At 68.4% G+C, this 15,907-nt stretch carries 12 protein-coding genes; 7 read left to right on the top strand and 5 right to left on the bottom strand.

The window, feature by feature from the left end; all coding sequences use genetic code 11:
* Positions 1–110: 110 nt before the first annotated feature.
* A complete protein-coding gene (locus tag ASF34_RS22210) occupies positions 111–1,976 on the bottom strand; it encodes a calcium-binding protein (RefSeq protein WP_082494128.1) in 1,866 nt (621 codons plus the stop codon).
* Positions 1,977–2,352: 376 nt separating this feature from the next.
* Between ASF34_RS22210 and ASF34_RS09815 the strand changes: the two genes are divergently transcribed.
* On the top strand, positions 2,353–2,541 hold the full coding sequence (locus tag ASF34_RS09815) for a hypothetical protein (RefSeq protein ID WP_018041734.1): 189 nt from the start codon (positions 2,353–2,355) through the stop codon (positions 2,539–2,541).
* Positions 2,542–3,078: 537 nt separating this feature from the next.
* Here ASF34_RS09815 and ASF34_RS23620 read toward each other — a convergent pair.
* Entirely contained in the window at positions 3,079–3,207 is a 129-nt protein-coding gene (locus tag ASF34_RS23620; RefSeq protein WP_274533751.1) for a hypothetical protein, read from the bottom strand.
* A gap of 604 nt (positions 3,208–3,811) precedes the next feature.
* Here ASF34_RS23620 and ASF34_RS09805 point away from each other — a divergent pair.
* From ASF34_RS09805 to ASF34_RS09785, 5 genes are all read left to right on the top strand, one after another.
* Entirely contained in the window at positions 3,812–5,167 is a 1,356-nt protein-coding gene (locus tag ASF34_RS09805) for an SWIM zinc finger family protein (protein WP_056160786.1), read from the top strand.
* On the top strand, positions 5,167–6,714 hold the full coding sequence (locus ASF34_RS09800) for a DUF5691 domain-containing protein (protein WP_056160784.1): 1,548 nt from the start codon (positions 5,167–5,169) through the stop codon (positions 6,712–6,714). Before ASF34_RS09805 ends, ASF34_RS09800 begins: the two co-directional genes overlap by 1 nt.
* Before the next feature lie 3 nt (positions 6,715–6,717).
* The gene (locus ASF34_RS09795) at positions 6,718–7,818 is read left to right on the top strand and encodes an ATP-binding protein (protein WP_056160781.1); all 1,101 of its coding nucleotides are present in this window, start codon (positions 6,718–6,720) and stop codon (positions 7,816–7,818) included.
* A 312-nt stretch (positions 7,819–8,130) separates the two neighbouring features.
* Entirely contained in the window at positions 8,131–10,440 is a 2,310-nt protein-coding gene (locus tag ASF34_RS09790) for a DUF5682 family protein (protein ID WP_056160778.1), read from the top strand.
* Positions 10,437–11,597 (top strand): VWA domain-containing protein, encoded by a 1,161-nt coding sequence (locus ASF34_RS09785; RefSeq protein ID WP_018041727.1) that lies wholly within the window; start codon positions 10,437–10,439, stop codon positions 11,595–11,597. Before ASF34_RS09790 ends, ASF34_RS09785 begins: the two co-directional genes overlap by 4 nt.
* Positions 11,598–12,343: 746 nt before the next feature.
* Here ASF34_RS09785 and ASF34_RS09775 read toward each other — a convergent pair.
* Both ASF34_RS09775 and ASF34_RS09770 read right to left on the bottom strand, forming a co-directional pair.
* Positions 12,344–13,405 carry an isopenicillin N synthase family dioxygenase gene (locus ASF34_RS09775; protein ID WP_056161161.1) on the bottom strand — a complete coding sequence of 354 codons (1,062 nt, stop codon included), beginning with the start codon at positions 13,403–13,405 and terminating at the stop codon, positions 12,344–12,346.
* Between the two features lie 2 nt (positions 13,406–13,407).
* Entirely contained in the window at positions 13,408–14,748 is a 1,341-nt protein-coding gene (locus tag ASF34_RS09770) for an O-acetylhomoserine aminocarboxypropyltransferase/cysteine synthase family protein (RefSeq protein WP_056160773.1), read from the bottom strand.
* Between the two features lie 503 nt (positions 14,749–15,251).
* Here ASF34_RS09770 and ASF34_RS09765 point away from each other — a divergent pair.
* A complete protein-coding gene (locus tag ASF34_RS09765) occupies positions 15,252–15,467 on the top strand; it encodes a hypothetical protein (protein WP_018041722.1) in 216 nt (71 codons plus the stop codon).
* Between the two features lie 36 nt (positions 15,468–15,503).
* Here the strand turns inward: ASF34_RS09765 and ASF34_RS09760 are convergent, their stop codons facing one another.
* Positions 15,504–15,887 (bottom strand): hypothetical protein, encoded by a 384-nt coding sequence (locus ASF34_RS09760; protein ID WP_082494127.1) that lies wholly within the window; start codon positions 15,885–15,887, stop codon positions 15,504–15,506.
* Positions 15,888–15,907: the final 20 nt, after the last annotated feature.

The raw sequence follows: 15,907 nt of genomic DNA, 5'->3' as shown, positions 1-15,907 counted from the left end.
ACTCCGAGCGCGCCCGTTGGGACGTGCCGCACAGCGGCCGGCATCACGCCAGAAAAAAGCCCGGCACGGAGTGATCCGGCCGGTCTCGGGCTAGGGGATGGGAACTGAACTTAGGTGAGGAGAAACCCGAAATCGCTCGCATCCAGCGACGAAGCGGCAACATCATGAAGGATGATCTTGTTGCCTGACCCAGCGCCCTCGAATGTGATGAGCGTATTCGCTCCGCCATTCAGTCCGCTGATGTTGATGTCATTGAAGCTGTTGCCGAGGGCGGACACGTCAAAATGGTCTGCACCTGACTCGAAGCCATAGACATTGTCGCGTCCAAAGTTCGCTTTGAAAGTGAAGGTATCAGCCCCTGCGCCGGCAGAGAGTTTGTCGCTCCCGGTGCTACCGTCAAGGACCGTGTCACCCGCACCGGCCGTGATGGTGTCGTTGCCCTTGGTGCCCGTCACCGTAGCGAGCGTCGCTGCGGCATTCTGTACGGTGATCGCGACTTTCGTGCTCACACCAGACATATCGAGGGTCAGCGAATCGCGCACATAGACCGCCTCGACCTCCTTGAAGTTCATGTCGATGAACGTGAAGGTTTCCGCCCCCTGAAGGAAGAGCTTGTCGTTGCCGGCATCCCCCTGGACCAGCGTCGGCGCCTCGATAACCACCAGCCTATCGTCGCCGTCTCCCCCGACCAGCGTGTCGGAGCCAGCGTCCCCGCGCAGGGTATCGTTGCCCTCACCTCCGAAAAGCCGGTCGTTTCCCGCGCCGCCAGCAAGGACGTTGGCCGCCGCATCGCCCGTCAGCGTATCGGCGTTCTGGCTGCCGGCAAGGTTCTCGATACTGGTCAGGATATCGCCTTGCGCGTCACCGCCACTGTAGGAGCCCGTCGCTAGATTGACGGTCACACCGAGGAGGGAATGCTCGTAGCTCGCCGTATCGCTGCCACCCGCGCCGAAAAGCTGGTCGGCTTTCGCGCCGCCTTCGAGCACATTGGCCGTCGCATCGCCTGTCAGAACGTCTTCGTATCGACTGCCGCGAAGGTTCTCGATATCGGTCAGGATATCACCTTCAGCGTCGCCACCGGTGTTGGCCCCCGTCGTCAGATTGACGGTCACACCGAAGAGAGAATGCTCGTAGCTCGCCGTGTCGCTGCCACCCGCGCCGAAAAGCTGGTCGGCTTCCGCGCCGCCTTCGAGCACATTGGCTTTTGCATCGCCCGTCAGAGAATCCGCGTAGTCACTTCCGCGAACGTTCTCGATGCTCTCGAGAATATCCCCCCACGCCGCCCCACCATCGTTGACCTTGGTCGTCAGGTTCACATCGACAGAAAAGGCTGACGTCTCGTAGCTCGACGTGTCGTTACCTGCGCCACCTCGGATAACGTCGGCGCCATCGTGTCCTTCCAGGATATTGTCACCCGCATCACCGACCAAGATATCGAGGAAACGAGTGCCGACAACATTCTGAATGTCGATGAGCGTGTCATGAAATCCGAAGCCGTCCCTGTTGTAGGCCTCGCGCTCGTCAAGAAAAACCTGAACGCCCAAAGTATCCGGAGCGTTTGGTCCGCTGTATCCCACATAACTGGCGGTATTGTTTCCGGAACCGCCTCGGATGATATTGGTACCCAGATTGCCTATCAAGGTGTCGTCGCCGCCACCGCCATTCAAGACGTCATTGCCCGAGCCGCCGTATAGGAAGTCACCAAGTTTACCACCCTGCAGAACGGAATCGCCAGTCCTGTCGTCATAGGCGAGAATTAACGGTCCGGCCCCATCGGCGACATTCATTTGGGCGCCACCACTTAGATACGTATATTTTACCGAAGGGGCTCCCCCTAAGGACAGGCCCAGGAACCCGCCGGCGAAGCCCACCTTGAGAGGCGCGTCTTTGTTTGAGTTCGGATCGGCGTTATTGCTCAAAAAAATCACGCCATTGATGCGGCCGTCATCAAAAATTGCCAATCCTGCATAACTCATAGTATAAACTCCTGTTTCAGAGCGATTTCAATGCAAAAATTTAATCAAATACCTAAAACATATCATGGCTGGATTTACACTAGACGCCTACCCTGACATTCGTTTGAGAGGTGAGCACGGATTGCCATCCGACAATCAAGGCTCAGCTCAATGGCTGGCAGACATGCCTTTGCGAAGGCCGGGATACAATGAGGTCTGAGACGCCAGGAATAGAAAAAGCGCGGCTCGATTAAGTACTATCTTATGGTGTGCCTGATCTGACCCTCTGGGTCGTCGCGCAAATTGTGAGGCCGCCGGACGCGCTTCGCGCAGCCGATGGATCGTTTCGTTCAATGCCGACGTTGCACATGGTGCGACACAGCATGAGGATGCCGCGATGCCGTCGTTGCTTGAAGCCGCCGAAGACGAGTTGACCGCCATGGCGCAGGCGGCGAGGGAGGCCATCGACCTCCGCTTGCAGATGTCTCCAGGCGAAGACGGGGTCAGCTTCTGGGCAGCCGTCGCCAAGCTCTATGCCCGAGGTCTGGCAGAGCCCGTAGCGGTGCCTGAGGAATGCGCCGCGTAACCTTGGGCTATGACAGCCCGTATTGAGCGAGACGTGCCGCCCTCTTGGCCCGCATCTGCATGGCCCTGATAGCGTGCTGATGGCTCGCTTGGAGCAGGGCGTCTTCCCCTTCGCTCCGCCCGTCGCCCATCGCGCGTGCCGGGCTGCTATGCAGATCGTGTCGCATGAGTGGGGCGATGCGACCGACGGCGCGGAATGAATGCGAGGCGGACCACCGGCAAGACAAGGCGAAAGTCATTCTACAATGACTCGACGATCACTGTAGTCGCCTGATTTCCAGGGCGACGGACCGGCATCGCCGTCCCACATGGGCTGTCTGGACATTCATTGAACCCACGCCGGGGATCGTCGTGTCCCCATCCTCGTGATGTCCTCAGCCGGCCCTATACGATCGACGGTCGATCGGTAGGATCAGTCAGCGGAGTGACCCGCCGAGATCGAAGGCCGCTCCGAGTCAATAACCGAGCAGCTCGCCTTTACGATCCGCCCCTCGCCACGCCGAGTGGATCGCCCGCGATCCTTCGATCAGACCCGGCCCTACCGGTCCCGATCCGCCTCAAGCTGCTTCATGAGTTCGGCAAGGCGCGGGTCCAGCGGCTCGTCGATGACCGGCTCATAGAGGGCCTGCAATTCCTCGCCGAGACGCCGCCGGGTCGTCTCGGTCAATGCGCTGTTCAGATCCGTGGCACGGGGCCTGGGCCAACTGGGCTCGCGGTATTCCTCGATGCGCATCCCAACTCCCTCTCTGACACGAAGACTGTAAACGCGAAGGCCGACGATAGGTTCATATGTCGCGGCTCATGGGGAATGGTCTCCCTCCGGCGGAGAGACCGGGCGCCCTGGACATGAGTCCCTTCGCGGCACAGGCAGCCTCGGGCGAGGGCATCTCCGGGCAGAAGTCCGCGCTCTTGTCGATGAGAAAGCCGCAGCGGGAGTTTCGTGGGAGGCGCCGAACTGCCATCCCTGTTGTGCCGATGACCATCGAGCGAGCGTGCCGCAGGAATAACGAGAGCAACTGTCGAGGTCGAACGATGTCAGCGCGCCCGGCGATCGCGGATGAGCGAAATTTCGACCACGCTCATGGTCCATGAGAATCTATGATTTCTGGCGTTTTAGCCTTGTCTGAAATTTGTACAGGCTTGTTATTCGATATAATTTCTCAGAATTTTCTTAATAGATATTTGATCTGGCGATTTATGCTTGCATTGCCGCCTCGGCGGGTTAGGCTTCGGCGAATCATCCCGCTTCGGAATCGCTGTCCCATCGCCGCATGAGCCTCACCTCCGCGCAAATCCTCGACCTCGCTCCCGATGCGTCGAGCCGCAAGGCCGGGCCGGATCAGGCAAAGGCGGCCAAGTGGAGCGGGCTCGGGCGTGCGGGCGACGTCGTCTGGGGCGAGATCAAGGGAAGCGGAGCGAACCCCTATCGCACGGTGGCCGATCTCTCCGGTCCAGCCTCGAAATGCACCTGCCCGAGCCGGAAATTTCCCTGCAAGCACGCAATCGGCCTGATGCTGGTGGATGCCGCCGCGCCGATCTCCGAGGCCGAACCGCCGGATTGGGTCGCCGCCTGGATCCGGGGCCGCGAGAGCCGCGCCGTCTCGGCCGAAACGCGGTCCCAGCAAGCCTCCGCCCCCGTCGACGAGAAGGGGCAGGCCAAGCGCCGCCAGGCCCGCGAGGACAAGGTCTCGGCGGCCCTCGGCGAACTCGACCTCTGGCTCGGCGACCTGATGCGGCGCGGCCTCGCGACGGTGCGGCGCGAGCCCTATGCCTTCTGGGACCGCATGGCGGGACGCCTCGTCGATGGACAGGCCCCGGGCCTCGCCCGCAGGGTCCGGGCCATGCCGGGCCTCGTCGCGGCCGCGCCCGGCTCTGCCGCACGTCCGGAGGCGACCCTTGCCCTCGCCCTCGGCCGCCTGTCCCTGCTGGCCCGGGCCGCCCGGCGTCTGGACCGGCTCGCGCCCGAACAGGCAGCGGGCGTCCGCGCGGCCATCGGCTATCCCGTGACCGCCGAGGAGATGGCGGCACGTCCGGGTCTCGTCGACGAGTGGGCCGTCCTCGCCCATGCGGTGGAGGACGAGGACAAGCTCACCGCCCGCACCGTCTGGCTCGCCGGACGCACGAGTGGCGCCATGGCCCAGGTGGTCGATTACGGCACCTCCGGCTCGCCGCTGCCGCCGGTCCCGGCGGCGGGGCAGGATTTCTCGGGCGCGCTCGCCTTCCATCCCGGCGATCCGCCGCTCAGGGCCGTGTTTCGCGAGGGGCGCGCCGGACCGGCGCAGTCCGGCGCCCTGCCCGGCGCGACGAGCGTCGCCGAGGCCCTCGACGGTTTCGCCGAGGCCCTGGCGCGGGCGCCATGGATCGACCGCTGGCCGGTCAGGCTGTCCGGCCTGCGCCTCGGACATCTCGCGGATGGCGCCATGGGCGCGGGTGACGCCACCGGCTGTTTCACCCTCGCCGATTCCGCACATTTCCCCCCTCTGATGGCGGTGGCGGCGGGCGGCCCTGTCGATCTTTTCGGGCTCTATGACGGGTTCGCGCTCACGCCCCTGGCCATGGTGGCCGAAGGGCACCTCTACGCCGTTCCCGCCCAGGATTCCCGGCCGATCCTGGTGAGGGCGGCCTGATGAGCCTCGACGCATCCGCTCCCGACGATTGGGAGTCGGCCCTCGTCTCCGTCCTGCTGGGGGCCGACAGCTCTCCCGCCCCCGCCGACCTCGAGACGGTCGCCGGCGTGCTTCCGCGCGCGGAGCCGGGCATGGCCCTGCTGGCGCGGGTCGCGGTCGCGGGCATCCACCATCTCGCCGGCAGCGGCTTTCCGCCCGACGCCTTCACGCCGGCGCCCCCCTACGAGGCGAAGGGCCGTCCCTGCCCGCCTGCAGCGGCGGCGCGGCTCGGGCTGCTCCTCGCCGGGGGCACAGAGGCGCGGGGCCGCCTGAGGGAGTGGTGTGAGCTCGCCGCTGCGGCAGGGATGCGCGCGCCGCCGTGGCTGCTTCCGGCCCTCGCGCCCTACCGGCGCGAGTGGGAAGAGATCATCGACGCGGTCGCGGGCGAGGAGCTCGCCTGGCTGGAAGCGGCCTGTTCCGCCCGAAGCGCCGAGGCGGCGACTTCGGCCCCGGACGGCGCGGAGGAGAGCCCCGCCGAACGCCACGCCGCCTTCGCCGACTTCCGCCAGCGCGATCCGGCGGGAGCCCGCGCCGAACTGGAGGCTGGGTTCCGCGCCGAGAAGGCGGACATGCGTGAGCGCCTCGTCCACATCCTGGAGATCGGCCTGTCGGAGGCGGATGCGCCCTTTCTCGAAACCTGCCTGGACGACCGCGCGGGCGGCGTGCGCGCGGCGGCGAGGAGTCTGTTGCCGCGCCTCACCCACTCGCTCCTCGCCTCCCGCATGGCGGCGAGGGCGCGAACCGCCCTCATGGTCGAGAGCAGCGAGAAGCTCCTCGGCGGGACGAAACACACTCTGGTGGTGACGCTGCCGGAGGAATCGCCGACGCTCGCCCGGGACGGGATCGAGCCGAACGCCTACGAGCGGAGGCGCGGCGGCGCGAGGGCCGGTCTGCTCGAGAGCGTCATCGCCGCCGCTCCCCTCCACGCCTTCGCCGAACATCCGCCGAGGCTCTGGATCGAACTGGCCCTGCGCAGCGAATGGCCGATCCAGATCGTCGATGGCCTTCTCACCGCCGCGCGCCGCGAGCGCGACCTCGACTGGGTACGGACGATGGTGTCGGTGCTGGGCGAGGCGGCCGCCGGGCGCCTCGCCGGCATCGAGCCGGGCGATGCCCTCCGTGAGACCTGGGCCAGCGCCGTGCGGTCGCTTCCCGCTGCGGAATGGGAGGCGACGGTGACGCAGATGCTCGCCAAGGGGGAGATCGATACGATCCTGACCCTTCTGAGGCAGCCGCCCTCCTCCCTGTCCGAGGCCTTCACGGCGGCCCTCCTCGATTGGCTCGCCTCGGTGACGCGGACCTCGCAATCCGACCGTAAGGACCTCGCCTCCGCTTACCTGCTCACCCGCCTCGCCGAACGGGCCTGGCCCGACGAGGACCATGCGGCCTCCGCCGCCGCCATCCTTGCCCGGCTGCCGGACGAGGCCGAGGACAACCTGCGCCGGCAGATCGAGAATTTCGCCGAAACCCTCGCGCTGCGCGCCACCATCCGACGGGAGTTCGCCTGAGGCATGAGCCAGACCAACGGAACCAAGACGACGCAGCTGCGCCGGGCCGCCGAGGATGCCTTCGCCGAGGAGCTGGAGGCGCTGCGCGGAGCCGATGACAGGCCGCGTCCGCCGAACTGGCTGCTCTCGCCGCAGGCGGTCGTCACCTACCTCATGGGCGGGCGGCTCGACTCCGGTTTCGAGGTCACGCCGAAATACATCGGCGACCGGCGCCTGATGGAGGTGGCGGTGGCGACGCTGGCCACCGACCGGGCGCTCCTCCTCCTCGGCACGCCGGGCACCGCCAAGAGCTGGGTCAGCGAGCATCTGGCCGCCGCGATCTGCGGCACCTCGCGCCTCATCGTGCAGGGCACCGCCGGCACCAGCGAGGAATCCATACGCTACGGCTGGAACTACGCTCTGCTGCTGGCCAAGGGGCCGAGCCGCGAGGCCGTGGTGGCGAGCCCGATCGTGCGCGCCATGGAGGAAGGCAGAATCGCCCGCGTGGAGGAACTGACCCGCATCCCCTCCGAGACGCAGGACAGCTTCATCACGATCCTTTCCGAGAAGACCCTGCCGATCCCCGAACTCAACGAGGAGATCACCGCCGCCCGGGGCTTCAACCTCATCGCCACCGCCAACAACCGGGATCGCGGCGTCAACGAATTATCGAGCGCGTTGAAGCGCCGCTTCAACACCGTGGTGCTGCCCTCGCCGGCCACGATCGAGGCCGAGATCGCCATCGTCGAATCCCGCGTGGCCGCCCTCGGGCGCGCCTTCGAGATCCCGGCCGAACCGCCCGGCGCCGACCAGATCCGCCGCGTCGTCACCATCTTCCGCGAGTTGCGGGAGGGTGTGACCGCGGACGGCAAGAGCAAGGTCAAGCAGCCGTCCGGCACGCTCTCCACGGCCGAGGCGATCAGCGTCGTCGGCAGCGGGCTGGCGCTGGCCGCCCATTTCGGCAACGGCCACCTCTCGGCCCACGACCTCGTCTCCGGGATCAGTGGCGCGGTGATCAAGGATCCGGTGCAGGACGCCATCGTCTGGCGCGAATATCTCGAAACCGTCGTGAAGGAACGGCCGGAGTGGAAGGACTTCTACCGCGCCGCCCGCGAGAGCGCGTGACCCGCGCGTCGAGACGCGGGGTGAGCATCCCTCTCCCCGCGCGCGGGGAGAGGGCCGCGACGACCCCGTCGTCGGCGCGGCGAGGCGGCAGCCGAGGGTGAGGGGGCGATTCCGAAAGTGCCTCATCCTGAGCCGCCCCCTCACCCTCGCTCCGCTCATCACAGGCACGACGAGGTGCCTGTGATCCTCTCCCCGCAAGCGGGGAGAGGCGTGGCCCGTCTTCACTCGGCGGCGCCCGTCCCTCGCTGCCTCATCATTCCACCCACGAGACCGTTCGTGCCATGAGCCTTCGCCCCACCACCCCCGGCCGCGATGCCTGAGGTTCGGATCTTCGGCATCCGCCATCACGGGCCGGGATCGGCCCGCTCGCTGCGCGCGGCCCTCGACGCCTTCCGGCCCGATTGCCTGCTCATCGAGGGGCCGCCGGATGCCGACGCCCTGATCCCCCTCGTCGCCGACCCGGCGATGGCGCCGCCGGTGGCCCTGCTCGTCTACCGGGCGGACCGGCCGCAGACCTGCGCCTTCTTCCCCTTCGCGGCCTTCTCGCCCGAATGGGTGGCCATGCGGCATGGACTCGACCATGGGGCGACCCTGCGCTTCATCGACCTGCCGCACGCGATCCAACTCGCCGACGGGTTCGAAACGAGGGGAGAGGCGCCCGAAGGCGAGACGGCGCCGACAGGGCTCGATACGCCCGCGCCCGCCGAGGCGCCCTCCGTCGCCGTTCGGCGCGATCCCCTCGGCGAACTGGCCGAGGTCGCGGGTTTTCCCGACGGCGAGCGCTGGTGGGACGCCTTCGTCGAGAGCCGCGCGGGCGAGGACGGCGACGTGTTCGCGGCGATCCAGGAGGCCATGACGGCCCTGCGCGAGGGCGCGGAGACCGCTCCCGGCCAGGACACCGATGGGGAGGCGTTTCGCGAGGAGGCGCGCGAGGCGCATATGCGCACCTGCCTCCGCAAGGCGGCGCGTGAGGATTTCGCCCGCATCGCCGTGATCTGCGGGGCCTGGCACGCCCCGGCGCTGGCGCGCCACGATGCCAAGGGACAGGTCGGCCTCGATGCGGCGACTTTGAAAGGGCTGCCCCGGACCAAGGTCGCCGCAGCCTGGGCGCCCTGGTCCTACGAGCGCCTCGCCACCGCCAGCGGCTACCGGGCCGGGGTGCTCTCGCCCGAATGGTACGACACGCTGTGGAACCACGAGGGCCGCGTCGCCGCCCGCTGGCTCGCCCGCGCGGCGGCCCTGCTCCGCGCGGAAGACCTCGACGCCTCGCCGGCCTCCGTGATCGAGGCCGCCCGCCTCGCCGAGGCGCTGGCAGGGTTCCGGGGGCGGGCGCGCCCCTCCCTCGACGACCTGCACGAGGCCGCGCAGGCGACCCTGTGCTTTGCCGATCCGGCCCCGATGGCGCTGATCCGGCGCAAGCTCGTCATCGGCGAGCGCCTGGGCGCGACGCCGCCGGACAGTCCCGGCACGCCGGTGGAGGCTGATTTCGCCGCGACCTGCAAGAGCCTGCGCCTCAAGCCGGAGGCGGTCGCGGGCGACCTCGTCCTCGACCTGCGCAAGGAGAACGACCTCGCCCGCAGCCATTTCCTCAACCGGCTCCATCTCATCGGCATCCCCTGGGGCCGGCGTCAGCAGGCACGCGGGCGCGGCACCTTCAAGGAGGCGTGGTTCCTGTCCTGGCAGCCCGAATGGGTGGTGGATCTGGTCGCCGCCTCCGCCGATGGCGGCACGGTGGCGGAGGCCGCCGCCAGCCGGGTGCGCAGGCGGGCGCACGAAGCGACCCGCGTCGCGGAACTGTCGGGCCTCATCGGCACGCTCCTCGACGCCGATCTCGCCGGAGCCGGGGAGGATGTGATCCGCGCCCTCAACGACCGCGCCGCCGTCTCGGCGGACGTGTTCGACCTGATGGAGGCGCTGCCACCGCTCGCCGAACTGGCGCGCTACGGCTCGGTGCGCTCCTCCGATACGGAGCCGGTGCTCGGCGTGGTGCGCGGGCTCGTGCCGCGCGCCGCCGCAGGACTGACGGCGGCCTGCCAGAGCCTCGACGACGACGCAGCGAGTGCCGCCAAGGCGCGGATCGTCGGCGTCCACGCCGCGATCTCCCTCCTGGAGGAGCCCGACCTGAAGGCCGTCTGGCGGGAGGCCCTTCGCGGCCTTGCCGACCAGAGCCATGTGCATGGCCGCGTCGTCGGACGCGCCGTGCGACTGCTGTTCGATGATCGGGCCCTCGATGCGGAACAGGCCGGCGACCGGCTTCGCCTCGCTCTGTCCCGCGCCTCGGGCACGATGGCGGCGGCCGCCTGGATCGAGGGGTTTTTGGAGGAGAGCGGCACGGCCTTGATCCACGGCGGCACCCTGCTCGCGGTCATCGACGAATGGCTCGCCGGCCTCGACGGGACGCTCTTTGCCGAATTGCTCCCCCTGCTGCGACGCACCTTCGCGACGATCTCGCAGGGCGAGCGACGCGCCATCGGCGAGGCTTTGAACCGCCATGGGACGGGTGTTTCCGAGGGAGAGGGATCGGGCCGCATCCTCCATGCCGAACGCGCCGCCAGGGTGCTGCCGATCCTGCGCCTCCTCCTGGCGCCTGTGGAGAGCGAGACGACGGAGGACACGCCATGAGCGACACCGAGCGCCTGCGCCGCTGGCGCCTCGTCCTCGGCGGGGGCGCGGCGGACGGCACCGGCTGCGGCCTGTCGGGCCGCGATGTCGGCATCGACCGGGCGCTCGGCGCCCTCTACGATTCCGACCGGAAGGGCGGGCTCGGCGCCTCGTCCCCCTCCGTGCCCCGCTGGCTCGGCGACATCCGCGATTATTTCCCGGCCTCGGTGGTGCAGGTGATGCAGCGCGACGCCTTCGAGCGCCTCGACCTCAAGCGCATGCTCACCGAACCCGAGATGCTGGAGGCGGTGGTCCCCGACGTCGCCCTCGTCTCGACCCTCATCTCCATGCGCGGGCTGCTGGGCGGCAAGACCAAGGACACCGCCCGCCTCGTGGTGCGCAAGGTCGTGGACGCTTTGATGCGCAAGCTCGAAGAGCCCCTGCGTCAGGCGGTGACCGGAGCCATCGACCGTGCCAGCGTGAACCGGCGCCCGCGCCATGCGGAGATCGACTGGAACCGGACCATCCGGGCCAACCTGCGCCATTATCAGGCCGAGTACCGCACCATCATCCCCGAGACCCGGTTCGGCCACGGCCGGCGCCAGCGCGCCAGCCTCAAGGACGTGATCCTGTGCATCGACCAATCCGGCTCGATGGCGAGTTCAGTCGTCTATTCGAGCATTTTCGGCGCGGTGATGGCCTCGCTCCCGGCGGTGACCACCCGCCTCGTCGTGTTCGACACCGAGGTGGTGGACCTCTCCGACGAGTTGGAAGACCCGGTGGAGGTGCTGTTCTCGGTCCAGCTCGGCGGCGGCACCGACATCAACCGGGCGATGGGCTATTGCGAATCCCGCATCACCCGGCCCGAGGACACGATCCTGGTCCTGATTTCCGACCTCTACGAGGGCGGCGTCGAGGCCGGGCTCCTGGCGCGCGCGCAGCGGATGGTGGCGTCGGGCGTGCAGGTGGTGGCGCTGCTGGCCCTGTCCGACGAGGGCGCGCCCTCCTACGACCGGGCGCTGGCGGGCCGGCTCGCCGCCTTGGGTGTGCCCGCCTTCGCCTGCACGCCGGACCTGTTCCCCGACCTGATGGCGGCGGCGATCCGGAAATCCGACCTCACCGCCTGGGCCGCCTCGGCCGGTATCGCGGCGATCCCGGCGGCGGGCGCGCCCGGCTGAGAGCTTGTTTGAGTTGTTGTCCAGGGCGTTACCTCATCCTGAGGTGCCGCGTAGCGGCCTCGAAGGAGGGTTCCAGGGATCGCGCGACAACTGGAGGCCTCCTTCGAGGCCCGCTGACGCGGGCGCCTCAGGATGAGGAGGTCTGCTTGGATGATCGAATTTCGCAGACGATCGACTTTGGCATGAGCATCCGCTGAGGCATCCGATCAAAAGCGCTCTGAGCGGGACGCATTTAATCAGAAGCCGTTTCGTCGGCAGACGCATCGGCCGCGAGCCGATTTCTTTCGCGAAGCAGGGCCGGGTGGAACGCCCTCGCCCTCCGCAGCCTGCGTTTCAGCATCCGGCGGGAGCGGGAGCGGATCGGCCACAAGGCACGTCGCATGATGTCCCCCTCCCCGATCCGCAGCGATGGCGTGGGCGGGCCGGCCTCACTCAGGCCTGCATGGATGGCGAAGCGGCGGGACGGGAGAAGGGCGAGGGTGCCTATGTCGAAGCTCTCCGCAGAGCGGTCGTCGGCCGTGCGGACCTCTCGGTAGGCGTCGGGCTCGGCGGCGAAGGGGGCGAGCATGGTTCGGAAACCTCGGTGCGGAAGACGACGTGGCTGAACATGGCGGCGACCCCGCCGAGATGGGCAGCGTCCGGGATCCCGTGCCGGATCTCACCGGGCCGAAGCCTGGCAAAGCAAACCCCGCCAAGCGACGGCGGCGCGCGAAGCAGATCGGAGACGGCTTTCCACGCAGCGCCGATCATGCGGGGGCCGTTTCGGCGAGATCGCCGTAGAACCGCGCCGCCACGTCGGGATGGGAGCGCAGGCGCCCCTTGAGGTAGTTGCGGCCGACCTCGTGGAAGAGCGGGTTGTCGGGGTCGCTCGCCGGTCCGCGCGCCTCCGAAGCGAGGTCGGCCGGCAGGTCGAGGAGGGGCACCGTGGCGTCGTGGCGGGCGCCGAGGAAGAACGCGACGGAGAGACGGTCGCGCCCCGCCGGCGGGGTGACGACCCGGTGGATCGTGGCCCGCAGGTAGCCGTTGGAGGCGAGTTCGAGCAGTTCGCCGATATTGACGACGAAGCTCCCCTCCACCGGCTCGGCCGCGATCCAACCGTCAGGCCCATCGACTTCGAGGCCGCTCTGCCCGTCCTGGACCAGGAGGGTGAGGAAGCCGCTGTCCTTGTGGGCGCCGACGCCCTGCTCTCCCTGCGTGGCCTCGCGGCCGGGATAGCGGATGATCTTGATGTGCTGGTTCGGCGCGCCCTGGTAGATCGGGGCGAACACGTCCTCGGGCTGGCCCAAGGCGAGGGCGAAGGCGCGCAGCAGGCGGATGCCGAGCTGCGTCACCGCCGCCTGCCAGCGCAGCAGGCCGACGCGGAGGTCGGGCAGGCCGACCGGCCATTGGTTCGGCCCCTGCAGCCGGCTCCAGGGGGGCGAGGCAGCGGTCTGCGCCAGGGCCTCGCGCTCGGCGCCGACATCGAATTGCTCGCGCCAATCCGGCGCGCCCCGCGTGATCTCGCGTCCGGCCGCCGTGTAGCCGCGAAAATGCGGTGAGCGCACCATCGCCACCGCCTGCTTCTCCGGAAGAGGCAGGGCGAAGAAGCGCCGGGCCAGGGCCTGGACCTGCGTGATCTCCGCCGCCGGAATGCCGTGGCCGACGAGGTGGAAGAAGCCGACATCGCGGGCGGCATCACGCAGTTCGGCCAGGAAGGCCTCCCGCTCGGCCGGCCCGGCATCCAGCCGGCGCAGGTCGAGACGGGGGATCGAGGCGGCGGGAGCAGAGGATTCCGGTGCCGCCCACGAAGCCAGCGGGGAGGCCGCCACGGTCAAGCGGCCTTCGCGAAGGACCCGACCGAGGCCAGGGCCTGGTCGAGATCGGCCAGGATGTCGTCGATGTGCTCGAGGCCGACGGAGAGGCGGACATAGCCGTCGGACACGCCGGTGGCGCGCTGGTCCTCGGGCGTGAGCTGCGCGTGGGTGGTGGTGGCCGGATGGATGGCGAGGCTGCGGGCATCGCCGATATTGGCCACGTGATAGAACAGCGACAGGGCCTCGATGAAGCGACGGCCGGCCTCGCGCCCGGCGGCGAGCTCGAACCCGACGAGGCCGCCATAGCCGCCCTTGAGGTAGCGTTCCGCCCGCTCGCGCGCCTTGCCGGTGGCGTGCGAGGGATGGATGACCCGCTCGATCTCCGGCCGGGCCGCGAGGTAATCGACCACGGCCTGCGCGTTGCGGCTGTGGCGTTCGATGCGCAGGGCCAGGGTCTCCAGCCCCTGCAGGGTTAGGAAGGCGTTGAACGGCGAGACCGACGGGCCGAGGTCGCGCAGCAGCCGGACCCGGCCACGCAGGATGTAGGCGATGGGCCCAAGGGGCTTGGCCGCCTCCGTCCAGACCGCACCGTGATAGCTCGGATCGGGGGTGTTGAGGGCGGGCTGGCGCTGGGGGTTGGCCGCCCAGTCGAACCGCCCGCCATCGATGATCGCCCCGCCGATGGCGATGCCGTGGCCGCCGAGATACTTGGTGGTGGAATAGACCACGATGGCCGCGCCATGGTCGAACGGGCGCGCCAGGAGCGGCGCGGCCGTATTGTCGACGATGAGCGGGATGCCGAAGCCCCGGCCGATCTCGGCCACCTCCGCGATGGGGAAGACCGCGAGTTTCGGGTTGGCCAGCGTCTCGCCGTAATAGGCGCGGGTGCGGTCGTCGGTAGCGCGGCGGAAATTCTCCGGGTCGGCCGGATCGACGAAGCGGACCTCGATCCCCTGCTCGGCCAGCGTGTTGGCGAAGAGGTTCCAGGTGCCGCCATAGAGATCGGTGGAGGCGACGATGTTGTCGCCCACCCGCGCGAGGTTCTGCACCGACAGGGCGGAGGCCGCCTGACCCGAGGCCAGGGCCAGGGCCGCCGCCCCGCCTTCGAGGGCGGCGAGGCGCTGCTCCAGCACGTCGACGGTGGGATTGGTCACGCGGGTATAGAGGTGGCCGAGTTCCTTCAGGGCGAATAGGTTCTCGGCATGGGCCGTGTCGCGGAACTGGAACGAGGTGGTCTGGTGGATCGGCACCGCCACCGAGCCCGTGGTCGGATCGGCGCGCCAGCCCGCATGCAGGGCGAGCGTCTCGGGGTGAAGCGAGGCGGGCCGGGGCGAGTTCGGCGTGTTCTGGTTCGACATGGGGTGGCTCCGGAAAAGGGAACGGGGCGGGGCATCGGCCAAGGGATATCGATCACCGCTTCGCAGAAGCGGCGTGATCCCGGCATCGAGCGGAATGATCGGAACTACAGTTCCGTCGACGATGAAGTCTGTTCCGGCCCTCGACTATGCCGCTTGGCGACTAATCAAGATGACATCCGTATCATGAGACACGCGCCGCCCATGTCAACGAAATGGAATTTCGATTTTCGAGATCGATCGACACAAAGTCTTCGGCGGCAGGGGCGAGAGGGGGAAGAGACCGTTCCTTCCCTCACATTGGCCCACCTGCCACCGGCCGGGACTCTCTTCCGCGGTTTCAGCCTCGTGCTTCTTTAACGCCGGCGCGCCGCTCCGGCCTGGACAGAGCGGACGGGCCATGGTCCTGCACTTTGGGAAGTCCCACCCCTCGGAATGTCGGGCGGGCCGTGTCGTCCATCTGCCCATGGATGCCGCCCGTCGTATCCTCGTCGAACGGAGGCCCGATGAACGTCCTGATCGCCATGCTGGCGCTGAAGATCCTCACCCTGGCGGGATCGACGGCCACGACCATCGGCCTCGTCGGCCTGTTCGCCTTCCGCGACACCCTCGGTCCGCATCTCGTCCCGCTCTGGGTCGGCGGCTTCCTGGCCATCGCCCTCGGCGAGGGCGGGACATGGCTCATCGCCCGGCGGAACGCGGCCAAGACCGCCGAGGATTAGCCGAAGCGCGGCTGTCGGGGTTCACAGGCCCGCCCCTCACCCCTGCCGTCGCTCGAACTGGAAAGGGCGGTGCTGGTCCTCGAAGGCCCGCATCCCGACCGTCCACAGCCCGCCATCGTCACCGTCCAGGGTGAAATGGAGCGCGTAGGCGGCACGGCCCTTACCGGCAGGGTCGCGGAACTCGATCTCGTCCAGCCACCACGGTTCATCCGCGCGGGCGCAGGCTTTCTCCCTGTCCACGAACAGGTCGAGATAGGCCGAGGCCGCGTCCCGCACGGCCGGGAGCGAGGCGGCGACCTTGGCCGCCAGATCGGCCTGGGCGCGGTCCACCGCGCCGCTCTCGTCGCTCAGGTAGAAGGGGATGCCATCGATCCGCGTGACCCAGGTTGCCGGTCCCATCTGGGTGAAGTTCAAGGCCACGGCGTCACCTCCCCTCCCCC

The sequence above is a fragment of the Methylobacterium sp. Leaf106 genome (assembly GCF_001422895.1).
Taxonomy (GTDB): Bacteria; Pseudomonadota; Alphaproteobacteria; order Rhizobiales; family Beijerinckiaceae; genus Methylobacterium; species Methylobacterium bullatum.
The sequence above is the reverse complement of the archived record's forward strand: the minus strand, read 5'-3'. Positions and strand labels throughout refer to the sequence as shown.

Excerpts from the sequence above, each read along its gene's own strand:
- ASF34_RS09785 (WP_018041727.1), top strand. The coding sequence starts at position 10,437 with ATGAGCGACACCGAGCGCCTGCGCCGCTGGCGCCTCGTCCTCGGCGGG.
- ASF34_RS09790 (WP_056160778.1), top strand. The coding sequence starts at position 8,131 with ATGCCTGAGGTTCGGATCTTCGGCATCCGCCATCACGGGCCGGGATCG.
- ASF34_RS09800 (WP_056160784.1), top strand. The coding sequence starts at position 5,167 with ATGAGCCTCGACGCATCCGCTCCCGACGATTGGGAGTCGGCCCTCGTC.
- ASF34_RS09770 (WP_056160773.1), bottom strand. The coding sequence starts at position 14,748 with ATGTCGAACCAGAACACGCCGAACTCGCCCCGGCCCGCCTCGCTTCAC.
- ASF34_RS09795 (WP_056160781.1), top strand. The coding sequence starts at position 6,718 with ATGAGCCAGACCAACGGAACCAAGACGACGCAGCTGCGCCGGGCCGCC.
- ASF34_RS22210 (WP_082494128.1), bottom strand. The coding sequence starts at position 1,976 with ATGAGTTATGCAGGATTGGCAATTTTTGATGACGGCCGCATCAATGGC.
- ASF34_RS09765 (WP_018041722.1), top strand. The coding sequence starts at position 15,252 with ATGAACGTCCTGATCGCCATGCTGGCGCTGAAGATCCTCACCCTGGCG.
- ASF34_RS09815 (WP_018041734.1), top strand. The coding sequence starts at position 2,353 with ATGCCGTCGTTGCTTGAAGCCGCCGAAGACGAGTTGACCGCCATGGCG.
- ASF34_RS09805 (WP_056160786.1), top strand. The coding sequence starts at position 3,812 with ATGAGCCTCACCTCCGCGCAAATCCTCGACCTCGCTCCCGATGCGTCG.